This is a genomic window from Corallincola spongiicola, from assembly GCF_004284785.1.
In the GTDB taxonomy this organism is placed as follows: Bacteria; Pseudomonadota; Gammaproteobacteria; order Enterobacterales; family Neiellaceae; genus Corallincola; species Corallincola holothuriorum.
This window is the reverse complement of record NZ_SHLY01000001.1, coordinates 576592-601248: the sequence shown is the minus strand read 5'-3', so window position 1 is coordinate 601248 and position 24657 is coordinate 576592. Positions and strand designations below refer to the sequence as shown.

Annotated in this window: 24 protein-coding genes and 4 tRNA genes; 17 read left to right on the top strand and 11 right to left on the bottom strand. The window is 47.1% G+C overall.

The window, feature by feature from the left end; genetic code table 11:
• Positions 1 to 3: 3 nt before the first annotated feature.
• The 5 genes from EXY25_RS02640 to EXY25_RS02620 all read right to left on the bottom strand — a co-directional run bounded on the left by EXY25_RS02640 (position 4) and on the right by EXY25_RS02620 (position 2311).
• Positions 4 to 1653 carry a response regulator gene (locus EXY25_RS02640; RefSeq protein ID WP_114336578.1) on the bottom strand — a complete coding sequence of 550 codons (1650 nt, stop codon included), beginning with the start codon at positions 1651 to 1653 and terminating at the stop codon, positions 4 to 6.
• Positions 1654 to 1852: 199 nt separating this feature from the next.
• Positions 1853 to 1929 (bottom strand) — tRNA-Met (locus EXY25_RS02635).
• A 32-nt stretch (positions 1930 to 1961) separates the two neighbouring features.
• Positions 1962 to 2038: transfer RNA gene (locus EXY25_RS02630), tRNA-Met, on the bottom strand.
• A 60-nt stretch (positions 2039 to 2098) separates the two neighbouring features.
• Positions 2099 to 2175, bottom strand: a tRNA-Met gene (locus EXY25_RS02625).
• Between the two features lie 59 nt (positions 2176 to 2234).
• A tRNA-Met gene (locus EXY25_RS02620) sits at positions 2235 to 2311 on the bottom strand.
• A gap of 140 nt (positions 2312 to 2451) precedes the next feature.
• Here EXY25_RS02620 and rlmKL point away from each other — a divergent pair.
• The 5 genes from rlmKL to rmf all read left to right on the top strand — a co-directional run bounded on the left by rlmKL (position 2452) and on the right by rmf (position 8643).
• Positions 2452 to 4551: a bifunctional 23S rRNA (guanine(2069)-N(7))-methyltransferase RlmK/23S rRNA (guanine(2445)-N(2))-methyltransferase RlmL gene (gene rlmKL, locus EXY25_RS02615; RefSeq protein WP_165419232.1), complete on the top strand. Its 2100-nt coding sequence runs from the start codon at positions 2452 to 2454 to the stop codon at positions 4549 to 4551.
• Positions 4548 to 4787 carry a glutaredoxin family protein gene (locus EXY25_RS02610; RefSeq protein WP_114336580.1) on the top strand — a complete coding sequence of 80 codons (240 nt, stop codon included), beginning with the start codon at positions 4548 to 4550 and terminating at the stop codon, positions 4785 to 4787. The genes rlmKL and EXY25_RS02610 overlap by 4 nt, the downstream gene beginning before the upstream one ends.
• On the top strand, positions 4784 to 6670 hold the full coding sequence (gene uup, locus EXY25_RS02605) for an ATP-binding cassette ATPase Uup (RefSeq protein ID WP_130565621.1): 1887 nt from the start codon (positions 4784 to 4786) through the stop codon (positions 6668 to 6670). Before EXY25_RS02610 ends, uup begins: the two co-directional genes overlap by 4 nt.
• 19 nt (positions 6671 to 6689) lie before the next feature.
• Positions 6690 to 8357: a DUF3466 family protein gene (locus tag EXY25_RS02600; protein WP_130565620.1), complete on the top strand. Its 1668-nt coding sequence runs from the start codon at positions 6690 to 6692 to the stop codon at positions 8355 to 8357.
• 109 nt (positions 8358 to 8466) lie between these two features.
• The gene (gene rmf, locus EXY25_RS02595; protein WP_114336854.1) at positions 8467 to 8643 is read left to right on the top strand and encodes a ribosome modulation factor; all 177 of its coding nucleotides are present in this window, start codon (positions 8467 to 8469) and stop codon (positions 8641 to 8643) included.
• Positions 8644 to 8727: 84 nt separating this feature from the next.
• Here the strand turns inward: rmf and fabA are convergent, their stop codons facing one another.
• From fabA to EXY25_RS02575, 4 genes are all read right to left on the bottom strand, one after another.
• Complete coding sequence (gene fabA, locus EXY25_RS02590) at positions 8728 to 9237, bottom strand: 3-hydroxyacyl-[acyl-carrier-protein] dehydratase FabA (RefSeq protein WP_233496362.1); 510 nt, start codon at positions 9235 to 9237, stop codon at positions 8728 to 8730.
• A 76-nt stretch (positions 9238 to 9313) separates the two neighbouring features.
• Positions 9314 to 11302 carry an AAA family ATPase gene (locus tag EXY25_RS02585; RefSeq protein WP_130565619.1) on the bottom strand — a complete coding sequence of 663 codons (1989 nt, stop codon included), beginning with the start codon at positions 11300 to 11302 and terminating at the stop codon, positions 9314 to 9316.
• 142 nt (positions 11303 to 11444) lie between these two features.
• Complete coding sequence (locus EXY25_RS02580) at positions 11445 to 11666, bottom strand: hypothetical protein (protein ID WP_130565618.1); 222 nt, start codon at positions 11664 to 11666, stop codon at positions 11445 to 11447.
• A 114-nt stretch (positions 11667 to 11780) separates the two neighbouring features.
• A complete protein-coding gene (locus EXY25_RS02575; protein WP_130565617.1) occupies positions 11781 to 12227 on the bottom strand; it encodes a hypothetical protein in 447 nt (148 codons plus the stop codon).
• A 237-nt stretch (positions 12228 to 12464) separates the two neighbouring features.
• Here EXY25_RS02575 and ccoN point away from each other — a divergent pair, with 237 nt between their 5' ends.
• The 12 genes from ccoN to ttcA all read left to right on the top strand — a co-directional run bounded on the left by ccoN (position 12465) and on the right by ttcA (position 23197).
• Positions 12465 to 13904: a cytochrome-c oxidase, cbb3-type subunit I gene (gene ccoN, locus EXY25_RS02570; RefSeq protein ID WP_130565616.1), complete on the top strand. Its 1440-nt coding sequence runs from the start codon at positions 12465 to 12467 to the stop codon at positions 13902 to 13904.
• A 15-nt stretch (positions 13905 to 13919) separates the two neighbouring features.
• The gene (gene ccoO, locus EXY25_RS02565; RefSeq protein ID WP_114336587.1) at positions 13920 to 14531 is read left to right on the top strand and encodes a cytochrome-c oxidase, cbb3-type subunit II; all 612 of its coding nucleotides are present in this window, start codon (positions 13920 to 13922) and stop codon (positions 14529 to 14531) included.
• Positions 14532 to 14540: 9 nt separating this feature from the next.
• Positions 14541 to 14714: a cbb3-type cytochrome oxidase subunit 3 gene (locus EXY25_RS02560; protein WP_114336588.1), complete on the top strand. Its 174-nt coding sequence runs from the start codon at positions 14541 to 14543 to the stop codon at positions 14712 to 14714.
• 3 nt (positions 14715 to 14717) lie between these two features.
• Positions 14718 to 15671, top strand: coding sequence for a cytochrome-c oxidase, cbb3-type subunit III (gene ccoP / locus EXY25_RS02555; RefSeq protein ID WP_130565615.1), 954 nt, complete (start codon positions 14718 to 14720; stop codon positions 15669 to 15671).
• Between the two features lie 131 nt (positions 15672 to 15802).
• The gene (locus tag EXY25_RS02550) at positions 15803 to 16297 is read left to right on the top strand and encodes a FixH family protein (protein ID WP_130565614.1); all 495 of its coding nucleotides are present in this window, start codon (positions 15803 to 15805) and stop codon (positions 16295 to 16297) included.
• A 47-nt stretch (positions 16298 to 16344) separates the two neighbouring features.
• Entirely contained in the window at positions 16345 to 18753 is a 2409-nt protein-coding gene (locus EXY25_RS02545) for a heavy metal translocating P-type ATPase (protein WP_207232093.1), read from the top strand.
• Positions 18750 to 18944 (top strand): cbb3-type cytochrome oxidase assembly protein CcoS, encoded by a 195-nt coding sequence (gene ccoS / locus EXY25_RS02540; protein WP_130565613.1) that lies wholly within the window; start codon positions 18750 to 18752, stop codon positions 18942 to 18944. The genes EXY25_RS02545 and ccoS overlap by 4 nt, the downstream gene beginning before the upstream one ends.
• Positions 18941 to 19615 (top strand): sulfite exporter TauE/SafE family protein, encoded by a 675-nt coding sequence (locus tag EXY25_RS02535; protein ID WP_130565612.1) that lies wholly within the window; start codon positions 18941 to 18943, stop codon positions 19613 to 19615. The genes ccoS and EXY25_RS02535 overlap by 4 nt, the downstream gene beginning before the upstream one ends.
• Positions 19616 to 19710: 95 nt before the next feature.
• On the top strand, positions 19711 to 20424 hold the full coding sequence (locus EXY25_RS02530) for an FNR family transcription factor (RefSeq protein ID WP_233496388.1): 714 nt from the start codon (positions 19711 to 19713) through the stop codon (positions 20422 to 20424).
• Positions 20425 to 20577: 153 nt separating this feature from the next.
• Positions 20578 to 21513, top strand: a complete 936-nt coding sequence (gene uspE / locus EXY25_RS02525; protein ID WP_114336594.1) for a universal stress protein UspE — start codon at positions 20578 to 20580, stop codon at positions 21511 to 21513.
• 105 nt (positions 21514 to 21618) lie between these two features.
• Positions 21619 to 22200 carry a hypothetical protein gene (locus EXY25_RS02520; RefSeq protein ID WP_130565611.1) on the top strand — a complete coding sequence of 194 codons (582 nt, stop codon included), beginning with the start codon at positions 21619 to 21621 and terminating at the stop codon, positions 22198 to 22200.
• A 97-nt stretch (positions 22201 to 22297) separates the two neighbouring features.
• On the top strand, positions 22298 to 23197 hold the full coding sequence (gene ttcA, locus EXY25_RS02515; protein ID WP_130565610.1) for a tRNA 2-thiocytidine(32) synthetase TtcA: 900 nt from the start codon (positions 22298 to 22300) through the stop codon (positions 23195 to 23197).
• Here the strand turns inward: ttcA and EXY25_RS02510 are convergent, their stop codons facing one another.
• Both EXY25_RS02510 and EXY25_RS02505 read right to left on the bottom strand, forming a co-directional pair.
• The gene (locus tag EXY25_RS02510; protein ID WP_130565609.1) at positions 23198 to 23869 is read right to left on the bottom strand and encodes a DUF2987 domain-containing protein; all 672 of its coding nucleotides are present in this window, start codon (positions 23867 to 23869) and stop codon (positions 23198 to 23200) included.
• Positions 23866 to 24654, bottom strand: coding sequence for a glucosaminidase domain-containing protein (locus tag EXY25_RS02505; protein ID WP_130565608.1), 789 nt, complete (start codon positions 24652 to 24654; stop codon positions 23866 to 23868). The genes EXY25_RS02510 and EXY25_RS02505 overlap by 4 nt, the downstream gene beginning before the upstream one ends.
• Positions 24655 to 24657: the final 3 nt, after the last annotated feature.

The following is a 24657-nucleotide window of genomic DNA, read 5'->3' as shown; positions in this document are numbered from 1 at the left end:
TAGTTAGTGCAGCTTATTTATCCGTTCCCACATTTGACTTAACTCATTGAACACCTGCGCATCGCTGCCAGGTAGTTCCAAAAGCTTTAACCGAGAGATAGTCGATTCTGCGAGATCGAGCTGACTTTGGTTGTGATGCTCACTGCGCCTGATCTTAATAAGCACCTTTAATAAGCTAATGGCTAACTTATAGTTTTTCGGTGATAACTGAAGTGCTTGCTCAAGAACATTGGCTGCGGGAGTCAGTTTGTTCTTTTTGTAGAACTCCACAGCCATGGAGTTGAGTTGCTTAGGCGTAAAGTGGATCTCTTCACGCTCATCGGCTTCCTGTTCAACATACTTTCCTACCACCTGGCTGGTCAGCGTATCACCGCCTATCTGACGCTTTATCGCTTCAAGTAGCTTCATGGACTCTTCGCGCATGTTGAGTTCGTGGAAGACTTTTACTTTATCCAGGTTATCTTCGATAGAAACGCTTGGGCGCAAGGAGACGTGGTTCTCGACCATTTTTTTAGCTTTATCTTCTTCGTTGCGTGCATTGTGCAAGCGTGCCTTTGAGATAACTATCTGTTCTTTAAAGTAATGAGCATCTTCGTAATCTTGTTCAATTTGGTTTAGCTTCCGTTCTGTTTCTGCCAAGATCGTTGTCGCTCGACTATCTGTCAATGAGTTAGCAAAGTCGATCCCAGCACGTATCACGTTCAGCTGTAGCTCCGGTGAGTCATGTATTGAGTTGCGGGCATACTGCGCCATGTTCTTAGTCGCAATATATTGCCCTTCATGATCATGGGTTAAACGAGCTAAGTCCCATGACTTCTTATTGCGTTCAATATTTCGAGGGGCGAGGGCGGTTGCCTTTTTTATCTCGCTGTAGGCGCGTTCATAGTCTTCCGCTTCAATATAGTACTCAGCTAACATCTCATAAGTCGCAAAGCGCGTTTCCGGCTGGGTGGTTAGCTTCGCCAGTAACTCGTCAATTTCAGCTAATTTCTCCTGTTTTAGTAATGACTTAACAAAGCCAATGTAGGTCCAGGGGTATTTATAGCTACAAAGAAGATCACGGTAGAATAGTTCTGCACTGCCGAATTCACGCAAATTCAACAGCGCTTCCGCTTTCATGCGCAGCAAATTGGCCTGATATTTTTTTAGTTCAGGAGAAAGAAGATGGCGTTCCGCATAATAGATGACCTTAGAGTAGTTACCACAATCTATAGCTTGATAGATATTGAATAGCTTCTGCTTGATCAGCAGTGTCGCCTCTAGTCGTGATTGCACTGCTTTTGCGGATAGAGGTTTTACCCAAAAATCATCTGGCTGAAGTTCAACAATGCTATTAACAAGCGCTTCACTGGTCTCAGAGCTAAGGAAGATAAGTACGGTTCGCTTATTGACGTACCCTTTAAACTTCAACTCTTCCAGCAGGTGGAAGCCATCTTTATCACTATTTACATTGAAAGCACAGACAACGACGTGAAAGTTATTTTCTTCACACAGACGCAGACCATGGAAGGCGTTCTGTGCACTTTTGATGTTCCTTATCCCCATTCCTTCAAATGCAGCTTTGAGCGTGTCATGAACGATAGGGTTGTCATCTATGATCAGGACATTTAGGCCTGGAAGGTTATCTAGCTCGCTATGGTCAACCGCATTCATTTATTAGCTACTTTAGAAGAGTTTTGTTAACAATATTAAAACAGAGTATACAAGTCAGCGGGAAAAGGTGGCAGCCCGATCGTTTATGTTTATGCGCAGGGACGCACATTTTGTTAACGCATAACTGCTATGGCTGGGAATAGGTATAAGGTAAGGCAAAAATACTCATTGCTGAGTTATGGTGGTTATTGCTGAAAATTGGTTGCGGGAGCCGGATTTGAACCGACGACCTTCGGGTTATGAGCCCGACGAGCTACCAGACTGCTCCATCCCGCGTCCGAGGAGGTGTATCACTGTAAGCAAGTAGTTGGTTGCGGGAGCCGGATTTGAACCGACGACCTTCGGGTTATGAGCCCGACGAGCTACCAGACTGCTCCATCCCGCGTCCGAAGACACTACTCTTTGCATATATTCGGCAACCAAGTAACTGAATGATTCAGGAAATTGGTTGCGGGAGCCGGATTTGAACCGACGACCTTCGGGTTATGAGCCCGACGAGCTACCAGACTGCTCCATCCCGCGTCCGAAAATATCTCTCAGTACGCAACCAAGTCCTGGTGTCTTTTCCGAAGAAAAAGAATTGGTTGCGGGAGCCGGATTTGAACCGACGACCTTCGGGTTATGAGCCCGACGAGCTACCAGACTGCTCCATCCCGCGTCTGAGAGGGACGCATCATAGGGAAGTGATCTGTGAGATGCAAGCACTAGTTAATCGTTTGCTGCATCTTTAGCCAGACAAAGACATTCTATGTGGTTTTCTCTATAATGCGCTGTCCTTTTTCTCGCAGCCGAACATTTATGACCCTGCCATTTTTTATTACTGCCCCTTTAGGCACTGAAGACCTTGTAGCGCGCGAAGCCGAACAGTACGGCGCCGCCGAAGTAAAAGTTACGCGTGCTGGCGTTAGAGTCGAGGCGGAAACGGCATTCATTTATCGTTTTTGCCTTAATAGCCGGGTCGCTTCTCGTTTACTATTTCGATTAGGTGAATATGACGTTAATAGCGCTGATTCACTGCATGCGGCGGCAAAACAGATCGATTGGCAACAGCATATGCATGCAGATGCGACGATCGCAGTTCATTTCGATGGCACCAATGATTGGATGCGGAATACTCAATTTGGTGCGCAAACAGTTAAGGACGCGGTTGTAGACTATATGCGTGATGCTGGGTTGCCACGGCCTAATGTTGATAAAACCCATCCTGACCTGCGTATTCATGCTTATTTGTATCGTGATCGGATCAGTTTGGCGATCGACCTCTCCGGGCCACTGCATATGCGTGGCTATCGCGACAAAGCAGGTAAAGCACCGATGCGCGAAACACTTGCCGCAGCTATGTTAATGCGCGGTAATTGGCAAGCAAGTGATGATCAGCCTTTAGTCGATCCCATGTGCGGTAGTGGCACTATTCTGATTGAAGCGGCCATGATGGCGGCGAATGTTGGCCCGGGTTTGCTACGAGATTTCTTCCCATTTCAACGCTGGCCGTTGGCAAATCAAAATGAATGGAAGTCGGTACGAGATGAAGCAGAGATAAAGGCGAAAGAAGGGCGCGCAACAACTGGCAAACGCTTCTTTGGCTTAGATCTCGACCGCAGTGTACTCGGGCTGGCAAAAGATAATGCCCATGCAGCAGGTGTCGGCCACCTGATCAATTTTGCTTATGGTGACATAGCAGACTTGACCAATAAGTACGGCGCACAAGGGACGGTGATCTCTAATCCGCCATATGGCGAACGTCTTGGTACGTTGGCTGAAGTGCTTGCCTTGCATTATCAGTTCGGCACCCAGTTAAAGGCACACTTTGGTGACTGGCGTGCATTGATATATAACATTGATGGCAGCTTATTGAACCAGTTGCGCATGCGGGCAGATAAAAGGCACACACTTTACAACGGTCAACTGAAAGGCACGTTAGCCAGCTATCAGATTAGTAGCAGTGAGCCGAAACCTATCGCAGAAGACTTTATCAATCGTGTGAAAAAGAACATGAAGCGATTGAATAAGTGGATTAAACAGTCGGATACCGATTGCTACCGTGTCTATGACCGAGATTTACCCGAATATAACCTAGCTATCGATTTCTACGGTGATTGGGTGATCGTTCAGGAGTTTGCGGCACCGAAGACGATAGATGAAAAGAAAGCCCAAAACAGGCTAAATGATGCGCTAGTCGCACTTGCAGATCTGCCGCAAGTGGACAGTCGCCAGATCGCGTTGAAAACCCGAATGCGGCAACGGGGCGCACAGCAATATGAGCGCCAGCAACAAGCTAACGTCTGGTTTAAAGTTAACGAGGGACAGTGCCGCTTCTGGATCAACCCGCTTGATTATCTAGACACTGGTTTATTCCTTGATCATCGCACTGTGCGCATGGAGCTTGGTGCCATGGCCGAGGGCCAACGGGTACTGAATCTTTTTTGTTACACTGGCACTGCGACCTGCCATGCTGCCAAAGGCGGTGCAACTTCGTCAGTTAGCGTAGACATGTCCCGCACCTATTTGGACTGGGCAGCTCGAAACTTTGAACTCAACGGCATGGATCCAAAACAGCATCAGCTAATTAAGGCTGACTGCATGAAGTGGTTAGTTTCAACTTCTGACCGCTTTGATCTGATTTTTATAGATCCGCCAAGCTTTTCCAATTCGAAGAAGATGGAAGGGCATTTTGATGTGCAACGTGACCATGTGGAATTGCTAGCTTACGCAAGAGAATTGTTAACCCCTGGAGGGGTGATCGTATTTTCTAACAACCTTCGCGGCTTTAAGCTAGATAGCGAAAAACTGGCAAAATACGACTTGTCTATACAAGATGTAACAGAGGCTAGCCTGCCAGAAGATTTTAAACGAAATCAACGAATTCACCACTGTTTCTTACTGGAGTGTGAGCGTTGATTGAAGCAATCCTCTATAGCACTGATGGTTGTCACCTTTGTCAGGAGGCGCAGCAGTTATTAGCTCCTTTGGTTGATAATGGCATGCAGCTGAGAGTCGTTGACATAATGGATAATGATGACGACTTGCAGCGTTTCCGCATTCGTATTCCGGTATTGGCACTAAACCATTCTATTGAACTTGATTGGCCGTTTGATATTCAGCGTGTCCAGCATTCTATTGAGAGTATTTCATGACCCTGCTTGTTTTAGAGGACGCTTGCCTGGCATACGGCCAGGTACCTTTGTTAGAAAACGCAAACTTTACCATTGAAGCTGGCGAGCGAGTTTGTTTGGTTGGCCGCAATGGCGCTGGAAAATCCAGCTTAATGAAAGTGATTTGTGGTGATGTCCAGCTGGATGATGGCCGATTGCAATTACGAAGCGATGTGCGCATGGCACGCTTAGATCAAGACCCGCCGGCGAAAGCTGATGTTACCGTCTTCGACTACATCGCTGGCGGACTAGGAGACACTGGTAATCATCTGCGTGATTTTCAGGCACTGAGCTTGTCTATGGATGCTGATGATGCGGCCGCCATGTCGAAACTTGCTGAATTGCAAAGTAAACTCGATGCAGTTGATGGTTGGAGCTTTCAAAGCCAAATAGAAACAATTGCGAAGCGACTTGAATTGGATATTAACGCTGATTTGGCCAGCCTCAGTGGTGGTTGGTTGCGGCGAGTCGCGCTTGCTCGTGCATTGGTCACGCAACCCGATTTGTTGCTACTTGATGAGCCTACTAACCATCTGGATATCGACGCAGTACTCTGGCTAGAGCAATTTATCACCCAGTTTAAGGGTGCGATCATCTTTATTAGTCACGACCGAACATTTATCCGTAAGCTGGCAACTCGTATCGTTGATCTTGACCGAGGCGTGCTAACGAGCTGGCCGGGAAATTATGACAAGTATCTGGAAGGCAAGGCGACCTGGCTGGAGACTGAAGCAAAACATCAAGCTGAGTTTGATAAACGGTTAGCAGAAGAAGAGAAGTGGATCCGCCAAGGGATCAAAGCGCGACGCACTAGAAATGAAGGAAGGGTGAGGGCGCTCAAAGCGATGCGGCAGGAGCGTAGCGAACGCATCGACCGCCAGGGTCGCGCAGCGATGCAGATTAATGAAGGCGAGAAGTCGGGTAAATTGGTCTTCGAGCTTAAAGAGGTCGCATTGTCCCGTGGGGATAAGTTGCTGTTTGATGGTATGACGACACAAATCATGCGCGGTGATCGTATCGCACTGGTTGGCCCCAATGGTTGCGGTAAATCGAGCTTAATTAAGATGCTTCTTGGCGAAATCTCCGCCACTCAAGGTGCATTCCGTTGTGGCACGAAACTGCAAACTGCCTACTTCGACCAATACCGTGATCAGTTAGACCCGGATAAAACTGTAGTCGATACGGTCGCTGACGGTCGCCAAGAGTTCGAGTACCAAGGGCGTATGCGTCACGTGCTTGGCTATCTTCAGGACTTTTTGTTCGCACCCAAACGGGCGTTACAACCCGTTAGAGCTCTATCCGGCGGCGAAAAAAACCGACTGCTGTTAGCAAAACTTTTCCTAAAGCCTTCTAATTTGTTAATTCTTGATGAACCTACAAATGATCTGGATGTCGAAACGCTGGAGTTGCTAGAAGAGCTGGTTGCCCAGTATCCCGGTACGGTTTTATTGGTAAGTCATGACCGTGCTTTTATCGATAATGTGGCAACGAGTTGCTGGCGCTTTGAAGGTACCGCAGGCCTTAATATTCATGTCGGCGGGTATTCAGAGCTGCCGATGTTGGAAAATGGCCTAAAACGTGAAGCAAGCGCCGAAACGAAACCAAAACCAACGGTTAAGGCTTCTGCACCAAAAACCAAAAAGTTATCATACAAGCTGCAGCTTGAGCTGGACGGATTGCCGCAACGCATTGAGGTCTTAGAGCAACAAGTAGCCGAATTACAAACACAGATCAGTGAGACCGAATTCTTTTCCCAACCTGTCGCTAAAACGCAGCCGGTTCTTGATTCACTCAATGCAGTGGAGAAAGAGCTTGAAAGTGCTTTCGAACGATGGGAAGAGCTTGATTCACAAGCCAACGGTTAGCTGAAATTAGGGTAGACCAATGCGTATAAAACAATTATCAACCGCTTCTTTTCTTCTCAGTTTTATTCCTCTGAGCGCAACAGCGGTTACCTACACAGTCGAAGACCTTGGTACTGTGGACAATGTAAAAAGCAGTTACGCAATGAAGAGTAATGCTGCCGGCGACGTTGCCGCAACTGCAAAGGATCGTTTCGAGCCTAACCTCGGCATAGATCCGGAAGATGGTGATGATGAACTTGACGATGATATTGACGACAACATTAACGACGATATCAACGACGAAATTGAAGACGATGATGAAGATGAAGATGAAGATTACCTAGAACCGCCCCAAGGTAATGAAGTCGCATTTGCAACTGATGGTAATGCATCGCAGCGATTAGTTATTTTTGACGTTATAGAAGAGGAGACCGGCGAGTTTTCGGGTAGCACCAATGATATCGCTTTTGCTATTAACGATGGGCAGATGCTCGTCGGGATGGGTACCGCACCTTATTATGCTATTCCCTACACGGAGGAGGATGGTGATGAGCTCACCTATTTTGCCCGCGACTTTCAGGCGCGCGGTTATGTCTATGTAATAGATGAAGCCCTGCCTCTGTTGGCACCAAATATAGAATATGGTGGTGTCAGTCTAGCTTCAGATATCAATAACAGTAACTTAGTTGTCGGTTATGCCAGTATAGATCTGACTGAATCGAGCCGTGACTACGCGGAAGATATCTGCCCCGAGCAGGATGTCCCGTTAGCTGTATGTACGCGAGCGCTAAACTATCAATTACGCGCTTATCAATGGCAGCTAGATGATCAGGGCAATGTCCTATCAACAAAAGAATTGGGCATGCTCGCCACACCGGACGAAGATGACGACCGACAGTTTCTCAGCCAAGCGCTAGCGGTAAATGACCAGGCAGTATCAGTAGGGATGAGTTATGCATTTGAGGACGGTGACGACGATTTAATTCGTACATATGCAGCAATTTATCAAAATGACCAGGTGATCGATATTACTGATCCTGATGAGTATCGTGCCAGTATCGCTTACGACATCAGTGATGAGAATGCACAAGGTGTCAGCTATGTTGTTGGTGATGTGACGCGCCTTATTAATGGTTATTGGCGAAGTAAGTTTTTCTACTATGAGTTGGGTAAAGAGGGAGCCGAATTGACCTCGGCCTATGGTGATGGCTCGCCTGTTACCGATTTTTACAACGGTTCATCCAGTACTGCACGCAGCGTCAATAGCAGTGGTTACGTGGTTGGTTTTGGTGAATACGAAAGGGTTAACCCGCAAATTCCGCGGCGCAAACACGCTTTTGTTTATGACATTAATACCAATACCTTCAGTGACCTCAACGCCCTATTACCTTGCGATTCTGAATATGAAATCGTCGAAGCCAACCATATCGATGAAGAAAACAACATTATGGCTGTTGCGCTTATCTCTGTGCCGGCTGTTGATGATGACGGCGAACCAGTTATAGGTGATGATGGCGAACAAGAAACTGAAGAAGTCGCGAGAGCGGTTAGGTTGAACATCGACCTTAATGGCATACCTGAAGTTTGCCCTGAAGAGGAGGAAGAATCATTTTCCCGTTCCGGTGCGGCAAATAGTTTTATTAGCTTCTTTGGTTTGCTAAGCGCCGCAATCCTGCGTAGACGCTGGCTTATTCGAAAAGTTGATTAACTAATAGCCAATATGACTTTGTGTCATCATGTTGTCTGACTGAGTATATAAGTGTAGGCGCGCTGTCACCGGCGCGCTTTCTTCTGAAAAACGAGGATGACACTGTATGATGAAACGGCAAAAAAGAGATCGTATGGAGCGTGCACACGCTCGTGGTTATCAAGCTGGCGTAATAGGTCGTTCAAGAGAAGACTGTCCGTACCAAAGTATTGAGCCTCGCTCTCAATGGATGGGGGGATGGAGAGAAGCGGTAGAAAACAGAACCGCAGGTATTACCCCTAAGTGACAAGTATGTTCTATCGATAAGCCCACATCACAGTGGAATCAAAAAAGCCCCTCGGAAGGGGCTTTTTTTCGCCTGTATCAGCGATTAGAAAGTCGTTGTATCAGTGAAAAGACCCACTTTAAGATCTGTCGCTTCATAGATCTTCTTACCATCAACTTCAACGATACCATCACCGATACCCATTACCAGCTTACGGCGGATAACACGCTTCAAGTCGATTTTATAGGTGACTTTCTTTGCTGTTGGCAACACTTGACCGGTGAACTTTACCTCGCCCACACCAAGTGCGCGACCACGGCCTGGGCTGCCGCCCCAACCGAGGAAGAAACCTACCAGCTGCCACATCGCATCAAGGCCCAAACATCCTGGCATCACAGGATCACCAATGAAATGGCAATCAAAGAACCACAGGTCTGGAGTTACATCTAGCTCGGCGATCAATTGACCCTTACCAAATGCGCCACCGTCGGCGTTTATCTCGATGATGCGATCCATCATGAGCATATTAGGCACTGGCAATTGAGCATTGCCCGGCCCGAATAACTCACCACGACCACAGGCTAATAGTTCTTCTTTGCTGTAACTTGATTGCATGATTTCTTCCATTACCATTTTAGGCGGCTAGATTAGCGAACAGGTGTACGCTGAACAACTCCGATCAGCGGAAATATTACTTCCATGGGTTTAACATAGACCAAATCGATGGTTTTTCGTGGCTATGAATACTATCAACTCGCCGTTGAATACGACCGAATACCGATTCATCGCCATAGTCACCGAATTCATCTAGTTCACCGGCAGGCCTTGCCATCGTTAACGCGATCGCTTCTTCCACTGTATCAACGGGATATAGTTTCAACTTATCATTGGTGATCGCTTCAATTGTTTCTTCTGACAAGTTTAATTCGTTAGCATTCGCTTTCGGTAGGATCACACAGACATTTTGCTCTGGTGCCATACGTTTTGCCACATGCCAAAAACCTTCAATTTTTTCGTTTATACCGCCGACCGCCATGACCTGACCGAATTGATCGATCGCGCCTGTCACCGCAAAACTTTGGTCGATCGGCAGGTGGCTGAACGAAGAGAGCAGGGCAAGTAACTCTGCCAGCCCAGCGCTGTCACCGTCTACGTGATAATAGCTCTGCTCAAACACTAAACTGCAGGACAAGGGTAAAGGTGTATCCCTTGAAAACAAGCTATGCACAACAGCACTTAAAATCATGGTGCTTTTAGCGTGAATATTACCTGCCATGTCAGCCTTACGCTCGATATCGATGACGTCACCATCGCCGATATGAACGGAGGCCGTGATCCGAGCTGGCTCTCCAAACTGTTCACCTGCGGCATCAATCACGGTCAAACCATTAATTTGGCCTATCTGTTTACCGGTCAGTTGCAATTTCACCTGACCGGACTCAATGCCATACATATGTTCATCAGCAACAAGGCTCAGTCTTTTCTTAGAAGCAGTGATCGCTTTCTCTATGTGCTTTTTATCCAGCTGCAACGATTTTTCGGCATGACAGTAATGACAGGCTTGTGCCATCAAATTACCCAGCTCTCTGCTGGTAAGTAACAGCCGTTTGTTATCTTCACATTGTCGAGACGACCAAAGTAACACTGAATCCAGCGCCGAGTCGGACAGCGGCAGTAAACCTCGTGCTTTGGCTAACTGTTTGATATACAGCCGGTATTTTAGATGGTCAGCGGGGCTATCTACTTGAAAAACACTTCTTATATCGCAGATAAGTGAGAAAAACTCAGTGAATTCAGGATCTTGAAGTTCTAATTCGGCTAAACATTGACGATCACCAATAAGGATCAAGCGAATATCTAATGGCACGGGTTCAGGGTTAAATGCTGTGGCAACGTGTTGACCTTCAAGTGGCAACCAATCGAGCATCCCCGTCAAAATAACCGCTTTTAGGCGTCCCCAGATATCAGGACGCTCAATGAGATGTTCAGCTTTTATAACCAAAACACCACCATTGGCCAGGTGTAATAGCCCAGGTTGCAATAGTTGCTGATTGGTAATGACAGTGCCGGCTTGTGTTTCGTAGCGGATCTCACCAAACAAGCGGCGCTCATCCAAGCGATAGCAATGTATTAAAGGAAACTCATTGACTTGGCTATGACTCACTAATACCGCAGGGCTCATATCCGCATCAGTATCAGCCAAGGCCAATTCAGCGAGATAACCCCTTAAATTTTCAGTATCACCGTAGGCTGCAAGAATCGACTCAAACGATGGGCCTTGAGCCTCTGATTGCAACGCTTGATAGTACTGATTAATCTCTTGGCAAAAAACTTCTGCAGATGCAGGAGGTAGCGAAAGTAAACGTGGGCAATAAGGATTGTTTGCTCTTGGTACGTAAACCCAGTCTCGGCTAGCCAATTGGTGCTCTGCAGATAAGCCTTGTGACAAAAGATCAGCTATTAAAGATTCGTCGTCAAAGCCGCCACGGGAATTAAAGAAGATGTGTTGGCCGCGGCACGCGTCGGAGAAGGCGATGGAAATAGTTTCGACGGCTGCAGTCTGACCTAGCGACAAGTCGACTTGGCAGGCTGAAGTATCGCGGGTGTCAGGCGCTAAGGGCTGCTTTAAAAATTCTGGGCCGATGGCAGAGGCTGGCATTGGGTTTGGCGTTTTAAGCAAAGGGATCCTCAATAGCTAGTGATATCAAACGTCTAATGAGTGAAGTATACGATACAGTGGTGAACGAAACATCCTATTTGCATGTAGCTCGATCACTAAGTGCGCATAATGTATATTATGTTAAATCACCTGTTATTAGACGCTACCGTTTATCGCCTTGCATTAGGATGAGCGTGACAAATATTTTAGATGGGATCAGGACAAACAACCCTCCGCCAATAAGTAACGCAACCCAACGAATGGCTGCAACGCCACCTGTACTGGCGAGATCGGTAAACAAAAATATAGGCACACCCGCAGCGACCATTGCGATACCCAGTACCATCAAGCAATTAAATAACCACTTCCACTTCTGTTCACTCACGGTGTTCTCAGTATTTAGTCAGTTAATGCATTAATAATGCGAGGACCGTTAGCGCTGTAAGATGAGCTAAAACAAAAATGGTGCAATATCTTGTCGGTGAATGCGTGGTAATGACTAGTTCGGCCCTGAAAAAACGAACTGAAGTTCTAGTACTTCGGCGTTAGCTTTCTGAACTTCAAGTGTCAGTATCCAGCGCATATCGTTTTGGGTGCAACTCGCTAAATACATATCACCTTTAAAATGCCCCGCTTTATGTTGGTCGAGCAATACGGGGATGTATCCCATATACATATTGTCACCAGTCAGTTTGCTACCGATGACAATAGCTGATGACTCAGAAAGCGTTATGTTTATCGGTAGTGGGATCTCATTGGCGTACTCTTCCTGCTCGAGCCAAAACTCAGCTTTTACGCCTGCGACTGTTATGTTGCATTTAGCTAGCTGTGGGCGACAATCATTACTATCCGTTACTTTTGATGCATCGTGCTTCTCACAAGCCGGCAAAAAAAAGGCGATAAAAACTACCAACAAAAATGGTGAAAGCTTGTGGAATGTATTCATTAGCATGCGCTTTCTCTCACTACGAAAATCTTTAATTAGAAGCCCATTTGTTGTGTGGGGTCATCGCTATCTTTTTACAAATGAGTGACGTAGAATGCCGACCGGTTTAACGTTAGGTTAAAAACCACTGATATTTTGTGATTTTAACTGGCGCTTTTACTGAAACACCATAACAATTTAACGATTCGACCTCTTAAGTCGAACAACGTAGCAAAAAGCAGCAGCGGAAGCCCGAATATGAGCCAAGCAACCACCTCTCACGCTGATTATAACTACACCGTAGTACGCCAATTCACAGTGATGACCATCATCTGGGGAATTGTCGGCATGGCGGTCGGCGTTCTAATCGCGGCCCAGTTAATCTGGCCAGCATTAAATTTTGAAACTCCTTGGCTGACCTACAGCCGATTAAGACCTCTTCATACCAATGCGGTTATCTTCGCATTTGGTACCTGTGCATTAATGGCGACATCTTTATATGTTGTCCAGCGCACTTGTCAGACAAAACTCTTTGGTGGCTCGTTAGCTAGCATTGTGTTCTGGGGGTGGCAGCTCGTTATTGTCTCCGCGGCAATCACCTTGCCGATGGGGCTGACTACTTCAAAAGAGTATGCAGAACTTGAGTGGCCAATCGATATCTTAATTGCTGTCGTCTGGGTCATCTACGCTGTGGTGTTCTTTGGTACGCTCGCTATTCGTAAAACGTCACATATTTATGTGGCAAACTGGTTCTTTGGCGCTTTCATTATCACCGTTGCCATACTACACATTGTTAACAGCATGGCGATGCCTGTATCACTGTGGAAGTCATACTCAATATACGCTGGCGCTGTCGACGCGATGGTTCAGTGGTGGTATGGACATAACGCGGTAGGTTTTCTGCTGACCGCAGGTTTCTTGGGAATGATGTATTACTTCGTACCTAAGCAAGCTGGACGTCCGGTCTACTCATATCGCTTATCAATTGTTCACTTTTGGGCATTGATCAGTCTTTACATCTGGGCAGGCCCACATCACCTTCATTACACCGCCCTGCCCGATTGGACACAGTCTGTTGGCATGGTAATGTCAATTATTCTATTCGCCCCGTCTTGGGGGGGAATGATCAACGGTATCATGACTCTGTCAGGCGCTTGGCACAAACTGCGTACCGATCCCGTGTTACGTTTCCTTATTGTTTCTCTGTCTTTCTATGGCATGTCGACCTTTGAAGGTCCAATGATGTCAATTAAGACGGTAAATGCACTCTCCCATTACACCGACTGGACCATTGGTCATGTTCACTCCGGTGCGTTAGGTTGGGTTGCAATGGTGTCTATTGGCTCTGTTTACCACTTGATCCCAGCTCTGTTTAACCAAGGCCGCATGTACAGCACTAAGTTAGTGAATGTACATTTCTGGTTAGCAACAATCGGTGTGGTGTTGTACATCGTAGCTATGTGGATCAGCGGTATAATGCAGGGGATGATGTGGCGCGCGGTTAACACCGACGGCACCCTCACCTACAGCTTCGTGCAAGCACTAGAAGCATCGTATCCGTTCTACTTCGTGCGTTTTGTTGGCGGAGTGTTCTTCCTGGCAGGTATGTTCGTGATGGCATATAACGCCTTCAAGACCATAGCAGCGCCCGACGGCTCACTTGAAGAAGTGGTCGACGGCGAAGTTCAGCCAGCATAAGGGAGCGCGAAACAGATGAAATTTTCACACGAACTTATAGAAAAAAATGTTGGCATGTTGGCGATATTTATCGTCATCGCCATTAGCTTTGGCGGTTTGGTTGAAATCACACCGCTCATCTTCCAAAAGGAAACAACGCAACCAGTTGATGGCTTGCGTCCATATACCGCGTTAGAGATGGAAGGCCGCGATATATATATCCGTGAAGGTTGTAACGGCTGCCATAGTCAAATGATCCGTCCATTCCGCGCTGAAACTGAACGCTATGGTCACTACTCTGTGGCCGGAGAGTCGGTATGGGAGCATCCATTCCTTTGGGGCTCTAAGCGTACCGGGCCAGATTTGGCTCGAGTTGGTGGGCGTTATAGTGATGAGTGGCATCGTTTACACCTGATCGATCCTCGCGCAGTGATCCCTGAATCGAATATGCCGGGCTTTCCGTGGTTAGCTGAAAATGCTGTATCTAGCGAACTTACGCTGAAGAAAATGCAGGTTTTCCGCGATAATTTTGGTGTGCCATATGGCGATGACGCGGCACTCGAAGCTGACGTCGCTACGCTTGAAGGCAAAACCGAAATTGATGCATTGGTGGCCTATCTTCAATCACTCGGTAAAGCACTCAAATAAGGTGCGATGATGGATTACGGAACATTTAGAGGTGTTATCACTGTCATCATCCTGGTGGTTTTTATTGGGATTGTTGTCTGGGCGTACAGTAAGCGTAGGAAGTCAGCGTTCGATGAAGCCGCGAACATGATTTTTGACGACAAAGATGCCCAACAGGAAAAAGACAACAAGCAGGAGTCTTAAAGAATGAGTACCTTCTGGAGTTTATGGATTATCGTCCTCACCTTTGCATGCTTGATACTTTGTGCGGGCATTCTTTGGTGGTGTTTAAAAGACAAAATGGGTGTTGAAGAGGGCCAGAGTATGGGCCATAGCTTCGACGGCATTGAAGAGTTGAATAACCCGCTGCCGAGATGGTGGAGCATCATGTTTATCGTGACCTTCATCTTTGGTTTGGGCTATTTAGCACTGTATCCTGGGTTAGGTAACTTTGGCGGATTGCTGGGGTGGAAAAGCTCTAACCAAGGCATCTTATCGCTAGCGCAATCACGCGCTGAAGCAGCTAAAGGCGAAGGTATTGTTCAATACGATCGTGAAGTTGCGATGAAAGATGCACGCTTTGCTGAGGTATTGAAACCTTTCGTTGAGAAGCCTATCGCTGAGTTGGCCTATGATCCGGAAGGATTGCGTATCGGGCAACGTTTGTTCCTGCAAAACTGCGCGCAATGCCATGGTTCTGATGCCCGTGGTGGTACTGGATTCCCTAACCTGACAGATGGCGCTTGGTTGTATGGCGGTGAGCCTGAAACAATCCGTCAGACGTTACTGCACGGTCGTCAAGGTGTAATGCCGGGCTGGAGCTCAATGGGCGAGCAAGCGATCGAAGAACTTGCTTCTTATGTTTTGAGCTTGTCTGGCCGTAAGGTAAACGATAAGGAAGCGCAAGCTGGTAAGTTGAAGTTCGCAGTTTGCGCAGCCTGCCACGGTGCCGATGGTAAAGGTAATAAAGCACTTGGTGCGCCGAATTTAACCGACAACATCTGGTTATATGGTGGTTCACGTAGCGCGGTATTAGAAACGCTGCGTAACGGGCGTAACGGTGTGATGCCTGCTTGGAAAGATATTCTAGGTGAAGACAAGGTTCATATTATCTCAGCCTACGTCTACCGTTTATCCAACCCCGAGAAGCCAGCTGAATAAGCCTGCTCTCAGGAATAAAGGCCGCTTACTTTAAGCGGCTTTTTTATTTCTTCTGTTAAAGACGCTCTGCACTAGTGTCAGGTTCAAGCTAGCGCAGTATAATAGCGCCGCCCTATTACATTGGAATCGTTATGCAAACTCCCTGGTATAAGCAGTTTTGGCCCTGGTTTCTGATCGCACTGCCAAGCGCGGCAGTTATTGCTAGTTTTAGCACGCTATATATTGCCGCAAACAATGCGCCCAACATGGTAATCGACGATTACTATAAAGAAGGAAAGGCAATTAACCTTGAGTTAGCGCGAGAAAAACACGCTGCCGAACTAGGTATCGCGCTCAAAGTTTTGATTGCGCAAGCCGAGTCTGGCGACGTTGAATTGCGTGTAAGTCACCAAGGTACTGTTCCGGCCACGCTTGGCGCCTTACGCATTCACCTGTATCACCCAACCATCAGTGACCGCGATATCCATCAACTGTTAACCGCTGATGCCAATGGTGATTATCGCACCTCCATCGATGGCTCTTTTGATGGTAAGTGGCGATTATCTATTGAATCTCTAACCGATGATTGGCGTCTGCAGAAAACCTTCACCTACCCCAACGAAACACAGATTGCGCTGCTCCCATAGCGTTCGTGTTGTGCACAATAGAAGGCCTGCAGTTTTAGGAGCGATACTTGACTGACTGTTTTCACTGCGGTGACCCCATACCTGCGGGCCCTCTCCGAGTTGTAACGATTGGCGGCAACGAACAGCCGATGTGCTGTCCCGGTTGCCAAGCGGTTGCGCAAAGCATTGTCGATGCCGGGCTCTCAAGTTTTTATGACTACCGCACAACAGACTCAGACAAAACAGATGTACCGAATACGGAGCAACTCAACGAATTGCTCGCCTATGATCTTCAGGAAGTACAGCAAGAGTTCGTTGCCACCAACAGCGAAAATCACAATGAAACCATACTGACCATTGATGGTATTCGCTGCGCGGCCTGCGCCTGGTTAATAGAGCACCATGTTGGGCAACTTGCCGGTGTCTACAAGGTCAGCGTTAACACAACAACCCACAGGGTCGTCATCGCTTGGGAGCAGTCAGAGATAAAGCTGTCTGAGATCCTCGCTCAGTTACGCTCCATTGGCTATCGTGCAACGCCTTTTCAGCCCGGCGTTGAAGAGGCTGAGTTTCGCAAGCAGTATCAACGTTATTTAATACGTTTAGGGATCGCCGGGCTTGCGACTATGCAAGTGATGATGTTTGCAATTGGGCTCTATTTTGGCGTGTTCAGTGACTTAGAGGATCAGTTCAGGGATCTTTTGCGCTGGACAAGTTTGATTATGGCCACACCCGTCATACTCTACTCCGCTCTACCCTTTTATCGCAACGCACTCCAAGGACTGAAAGCTTTGCAGTTAAACATGGATCTTCCTGTTTCAATTGCCTTGCTTCTAGCCTATTCAAGTAGTGCCTATGCCACCGTTTTAAGCACTGGCGAAGTCTATTTCGAATCGGTTTCTATGTTCGCCTTTTTCCTATTGTTAGGACGATTTCTGGAGATGAAAGCGCGGCGGCGCGCCAGCGAAACAGGTTCGAATCTGCTTAAGTTGTTGCCAGCTAAGGCCAATAAGCAAAACCAGTTCGGGGAGTATGAACTGGTCGCAGCGTCAATACTGACGGAAGGTGATCTCATTCGTATCGTCCCCGGGGAAACTATTCCCGCGGACGCCATCATTAGTACCGGTCAAAGCCGTTTTGATGAATCGATGCTCACAGGTGAGAGTTATCCTGTGCAAAAAAGTGTCGGTGAAACTATTTATGCCGGCAGCGTTAACCGCGATCAGATAGTTACTGGTCAGGTGCTACGCAGCCGCAATAATAGCGTGTTGAGCGATGTTGTACGGCTACAAGCCTCGGCCTTGCAAGATAAACCTAAAATAGCCCACATTGCAGATGCGATCGCTAAATGGTTTGTGCCGGGCTTACTCATTATTTCGATTGCTACGTATATTGCTTGGTTACAGATTGATGCCTCTGAAGCCTTTTGGATCACTCTATCTGTACTCGTGGCGACGTGTCCTTGCGCGTTAAGCTTGGCCACGCCAACTGCAATTACCTGCGCCTATGCCAATCTGAGTCGACTAGGTTTGTTGGTTAGGCGTGGTAACGTGCTTGAAGCCTTATCTAAGGTAACCGAAGTAATTTTTGATAAGACAGGCACCTTAACCGAAGGTGACCTTGTCGTTTCAACGTTTGCGGTTGCGACCGGTCACTCAGAGAATGAGGTTTTAAGTCAGGCCGCAGCGCTTGAGCTAGGGCAACAGCATCCGGTAGCAGTTGCTATTATGGCTAAGGCACGTCATCTATCGCTGCCCTTACCCCAAGTCCATGATATTCAGGTATACCATGGTGATGGTGTTACAGGTTCAATCGAACAAAGGAAAATCTGGTTAGGGCGCCCTGGTTGGTTGCAAGAAAATGGTATTTCAATCCCTACCCCATGGCTAGATGCCAGCGCTGTGATCTGCTTTTCCGAACACCCTGTTGGCGCCTTTTATGTTGACGATAATTTGCGACAAGATACCAGCAGCGCATTGCAAGCGCTGCAGTCGCGAAAGATCCAAACCACTATTTTAACGGGTGATGACTCCAACCGATTGAAAAAGTCATTCTTGGCCTTGTCTCTTAAACGTTATCTGTCTGGCCAACGTCCTGCCGATAAGTTGGCATATATTCGCCAGAAGCAAAATGATGGCGAATATACTTTGGCCGTTGGCGACGGTGTTAATGACGCACCACTGCTGGCTGCGGCCCATTGCTCAGTAGCCATGGGCGGCGGTACGGATTTGGCTAAGGTCAGCGCAGATGCGATCCTTCCCAGTAACAGGTTAACGGTTTTGATTGATGCATTGGATCTGTCAAAACGTGCGATGCGTATTACCAAGCAAAACTTGGCATGGGCATTGGCCTACAATTTATGCATTATTCCGCTGGCTGTCAGCGGATATATCGCGCCCTATTTCGCAGCACTTGGTATGAGCTTAAGCAGTCTACTCGTTGTCTCCAACTCACTAAGGTTACTGAATCGAAAATGAGCATACTTTATGTATTGATCCCTATCGCGATTATATTTGTCTTTGTCGCCATTGGCGTTTTCGTTTGGGCCGTGCGTAGTGAACAGTTTGAGGATTTGGAGCGCCATGGGAGTGACATTCTGTTTGATGAGAAGCGAAACACCCCTGTGAAAGACGCAACCAAAGCACAGTCAGGCAAGTCCGCCAAATGATTGAAAATCAAGTCGTCGCGGCTTTTATGGTTGGCGTGCTAGGTAGTGGCCACTGTGCGGGTATGTGCGGTGGCCTGGCATCTGCAATTCTCACTGGCACAAATCGCCATGCATTCCTGCGTTCACTGTTTTTATCACTCGGTCGTGTTAGTAGTTATGCTATTGCAGGTGCACTTATTGCCTCTGCGTCTACCTCTTTAACCTCATTGTCGGCGCTTAAATCTATTGTCACAGCATTTGAGTTGCTGGCAGGCTTGATGATTGTATTGGCTGGACTCTATATTTCGGGCTGGTACTTAGGCTTAGCCAAATTTGAATTGGTCGGCCAGGGTTTGTGGCGGAAGCTGCAGCCGATTTCAGTTAAGTTTCTACCTATCACCTCGCTGAAATCAGCTGCCTGTTACGGCTTTCTATGGGGCTGGCTGCCTTGTGGTCTGGTTTACTCGACACTGACTTGGACGTTAAGCGCTGATAGCCCATGGCATGGGGCTGCAATAATGTTGGCGTTTGGCATCGGTACAATGCCAACAATGATAGGTATTGGTACGTTTAGTGAGCAGGTTAAAAGAGTACTAAAGAACAAACAGTTACGTAACTTGTTTGGGATCATGGTTATTAGTTTAGGATTGTTGACACTATATAGTGCGCTAGAACGTACCAGTTGGTTCTAAACAAGGTAAATAGTGTGTATCATTACGTATCTGTGCAATATTTAGGTAACGTAATGGGATACGATAAAGCCAGTGGAGCCGCAGGCTCTAGAGTTATGAACGGCGCCTGTGCAATTCATTGTCAAAACTGCAGTATCAGCCAACTCTGCATTCCTTTTACACTTAACGATAGTGAACTCGATAAGTTAGACGAGATCATTGAGCGGAAAAAGCCGATCCATAAAGGTGATGAGCTTTTTCAAGCCGGCGACGAGCTTAAGGCGCTATACGCCATCCGCTCTGGCACTGTTAAGAGTTATACCATCACTGAGCAAGGTGAAGAGCAAATTACCGCCTTCCATTTGGCTGGTGATATTGTCGGCTTTGATGCCATTAACACGGGTCAACATCAGAGCTTTGCTCAAGCATTAGAAACTGCGATGGTGTGCGAGATCCCCTACGACACATTAGACGACCTGTCTGGTGCCATGCCCAAACTTCGTCATCAGGTAATGCGCTTGATGAGTAACGAAATTGTTGGCGACCAAGAGATGATTGTCTTACTTAGTAAGAAGAGTGCTGAAGAGCGGTTGGCCGCTTTCATTTACAGTTTGTCTCGTCGTTTTGGTGAACGTGGATTCTCCTCAAAAGAGTTCCGCCTTAGCATGACTCGCGGCGATATAGGGAATTATCTCGGCCTGACGGTAGAGACTATTTCCCGACTTCTCGGACGTTTCCAGAAAAGCGAAATGATAGAAGTTAAGGGCAAATACATCACTATTTTAGATGATGACCAATTGACCGAGCTAGCCGGCGCAAGCGGCGAGTAACATCTCTCATCTGTTTTTGCGCTGGATTGGTTAATGGTTGATCCAGCGCAACCTCCTTCCCTACCGTTTTTGATTTAAAAAGCCTACATTTAACTACGAGCCCAGTAGTCTATCCTTAGCACAAACCCCCTTTATTTTGGGCTTGGAGGATGTATGGCAAACTTCAATTCTCTACTTGTCGTTGTTGACCCTACGCGTAGTGAGCAAGGGGCACTTAGTCGGGCTGTTGAACTGGCCGAAAAGACCGGTGCGCAGATCAAAGTCTTCTTGGCAATTTATGACTTTTCCTATGAGATGACTACCATGCTTTCCGGCGAAGAGCGTGAAGCTATGCGCCGTGGTGTGATCAGCCAGCGTGAAGAATGGTTAACTGAAGTTATTGATGGCTATGCTGATCGCGAGCTGCCTATTCAGGTAAAAGTCGTGTGGCACAATCGTCCTTTTGAAGCAATCATTCAGGAAGTGCTCCGTGATGGCCATGATCTGATTGTCAAAGCCACTCATGAACATGACAAACTTAAGTCTGTTATTTTCACACCAACTGATTGGCACTTAATGCGCAAGTCACCCGTACCTGTGCTGCTGGTAAAACAACATGCCTGGCCAGCTAAAGGTAACATTCTTGCTGCGGTGAATTCCGGCAGTGAAGAAGAGGCGCACATCTCGTTGAACACGCAGATCGTCACGGCGGCCAATGATATGGCAACGCTATTGGATGCGGATGTTCATTTGGTTAATACCTACCCGGGTACACCAGTGAATATCGCTATTGAGATCCCAGAATTTGATCCTAAATCTTATAACGAGGCAGTTTGCGATCACCATGTGAAAGAGTTACATAAACAAGCTGAACATGGCGGTATAGATGTGTGCAACTGCCACGTAAAAGAAGGCCTGCCGGAAGATATTATTCCCCGTTTAGCTGACGATCTTGATGCTGAGCTGGTGATTTTGGGTTCTATCGGTAGAACAGGTTTGTCAGCGGCTCTGATTGGGAATACCGCTGAGCACATAATCGACAGTTTGAACTGTGATGTATTAGCACTTAAACCGGCGGGGTTTGTCTCTCCGGTTGAACTTGATGATTAAGGTAAAAAATAATAACAATAGCCTGGGGGGCTTGAAGCCCCGCTGTCCAGAGAACAGTCGGTGTAGCTATGAGTTAAAGGGCTGCACCTTAAAAGGGATAGCCTTATGCACGTTAAACAAAGTGAAGCGCTGCTCGAAGAGTTGCGGCGCAGTAAAGCGACCTTAGCTGAAGATATACTGAGTTGGATAGATCAGCAGCCCAATTCGCTATATGAAAAAACCCATGTACCGATGGGGCTTTATGCCACAATATACGAAGGCCAACCACGGCGTTACCTCGAAGGTATCAAGATTGTTGGTGTCAATCGTGACAGCGCCTTTAAGTGGTTCTCAGATATGCCCACTACCTGCCCTATTCGTTCACTGTTTGCTGCTTGGTTGCATAATTATGATGAACGAGATATCGAACTAGACCCCTCTTCAACGCTACTTATTACTCGCCAAGGTGTCGTTTATGGTGATTACGACAGTGAGTATGCCAACATGCAATTAGTGGAGTTGTTGCAGGTTTATCGGTTCCTTACCTCTGTTTGCTGTTCACTGGTAGACACTGAACAAGCGACTATGGCTCAGCCTACTGCAAGTGACATTCACAAGAATACAAAGACAAAACGTCGGCATATTCACTTTCGTTTAGCATTGCCCGGCGCAAAATTGATGCGTCGCCTAGCAGGTGCGGCGAGGTAGGTAGTTACATCTGCTAGTTAATAACGCTTACCTTATCTAGCGGCAATCCGTATAATGTGCGCCCTCTTTGATCTGTCATCGAACTTCAGGGCGCACCATGAAACCCAAAGCACAGTACAACTTCAATAAATTACATAAGCGCTTACGCCACTCTGTCGGGCGTGCTATTGCTGACTTTAATATGATCGAAGAGGGCGACAAGATCATGGTCTGCTTGTCCGGCGGTAAAGACAGCTACACCATGCTTGAGATCCTGCAAAATTTACAAAAGAGTGCACCGGTTTATTTCCAGCTAGTGGCCGTCAACCTGGATCAAAAGCAGCCTGGTTTTCCGGAGCATATCCTGCCTGCTTATCTTGAAGATCTCGGCGTTGAGTACAAGATCGTTGAGGAAGACACCTACGGTATTGTTAAAGAAAAAGTGCCTGAGGGAAAAACAACCTGCGCACTTTGTAGTCGGTTGCGTCGCGGCATCATCTATCGAACCGCAAAAGAGATTGGTGCGACTAAAATTGCCCTTGGCCATCACCGAGATGACATCTTGGAGACGCTTTTTCTGAATATGTTTTTCGGTGGCAAGATGAAATCAATGCCACCTAAATTAGTTAGCGACAACGGTGAGCATGTTGTTATTCGTCCGTTGGCTTACTGTAGAGAAAAAGACATCATCCCTTTTGCCGAGCATAAAGGATTCCCGATCATCCCATGTAACTTATGTGGTTCTCAGGAAAATCTGCAGCGCCAATCAGTCAAGGCGATGCTAAGTGACTGGGACAAACGGTTCCCTGGACGGATAGAAACAATGTTTCGGGCGATGCAGAATGTTGTTCCATCTCACCTAGCAGATCATCAGCTATACGATTTTGCTTCAATAGAAGCGACCGGTGCACCTGTTGAAGATGGTGACACCGCCTTCGATAACGAAACATTCGCTAGCCAGCCTGTTAACAAAGATATCAACGCAGGTGAACGCTTAGAAATAATAGAAGTCAGCTAATTACTTCTTCGGTGCCAACCAAAGTCGGATAGAGGTTGGTACCGAACTCATGGTTAATCGGTTTGCCATCGATAGCTGCGCTAATGAAAGTTGTATCTCATCGGCTTGGCTAACTAACACGGTTACGTCATTCCCAGCCTCTGACGAAATTAGTGTTACTTCGCTCTCTGCATCGAAAGATAGTGTGGCACCGACAATTTCTGGAAGCATAAACTTGCTGACTCCCGCAAAATCCCTCATCAGTGCGTAAAGCTGGTTTAGTTGTTTAACCAACTCGTCGGCGTCATAACTGGCCTTTGGTCTTTTTAGCGCTAATGCAATGGTCAATTCGCATGGCTGTTTTGTTTGTAAGGCGACAACCGCTTTGTCACTGTACAGCTTCCTATCATAAGGAATTAACAATACTGACTCGCTTGTATAGACAAGTGGTAACTCATAGTTTTTATTAAATATTTTTCCTGACTCGATGGCACATGCCGCGTTACTAGCACCAGTTTCTAGTAGACGAAAAACGATATTAGAATCAGGGTAGTCACCTTGATAAAGCACCTTAAGTCGCTGATAGAATGGCTTGTATTCCATCGTTAAGGTATTTGCATTCGCCTGCGTGCCGTACGCCAAGCCGATGGTTAGCAGTAAACCAACAAACAGTTTTGTACTGCACGATGTCATTGTGTTAACTCCGTAAATAGCTTGGCGTTGTAGCGTAACATAGCGGCTAGCTCTTCAACGTAAGCCTCACCACGTTCAGAATATCCCACCAATCCAGAGACCAACTCGTTAGCATTGATCTGCCGTTGTTCTTCACGCTGGGCTTGGCGAATGTCTCTAAGCGGCTTATAGGTTGGATGGGTATTAAGGTTCAAGAAGTAAGCGTAAACCGCCTCTTCCATCGAAGCGAAGCGGGCGACCTCATGGACGGCGCCGTCATTGCGCGCCTTCGGCACCATGCCACAGCCTTGGCGATAGCACCAAAGCCCAAACAGGTTATACCCTTCCCTAGCGAATCTTGATGTTCCCCAGGCGGACTCGTTTGCAGCCTGCACCAGCACAAGTTCATACGGTAATATGTCCAGGCGCTTTAATAGTCTGTTGAGACTTTCATCTGATACTGAAAATGACTGGATACGGTAACGCACGGCTATCGCCTGCAGTTGATAGAGAGACTTCGCCGACAAGCTACCTTTTGCTTGCAGCTCATCGAGGAACCCTTCAACTTGGCGCCGCATTTCTAAAATCTCAGCGTTGTTCGCCATCACAAATGGCTTTAGGTAGCGAAAGAAGGCGATTTTCTTCGTTTTGACATCGCCAATGGCGGCGAAATCAGGAAGATCTTTGGCGCTCGCCACTTCTTCCTTTTCAACAACGTCTGGCGTACGAAAATAGCTGATCATGCTTAAACTCAGCACCGAGATCAGGGCAATACTGAAAATGAAGCGGGTATCTCTAGTCACCATACA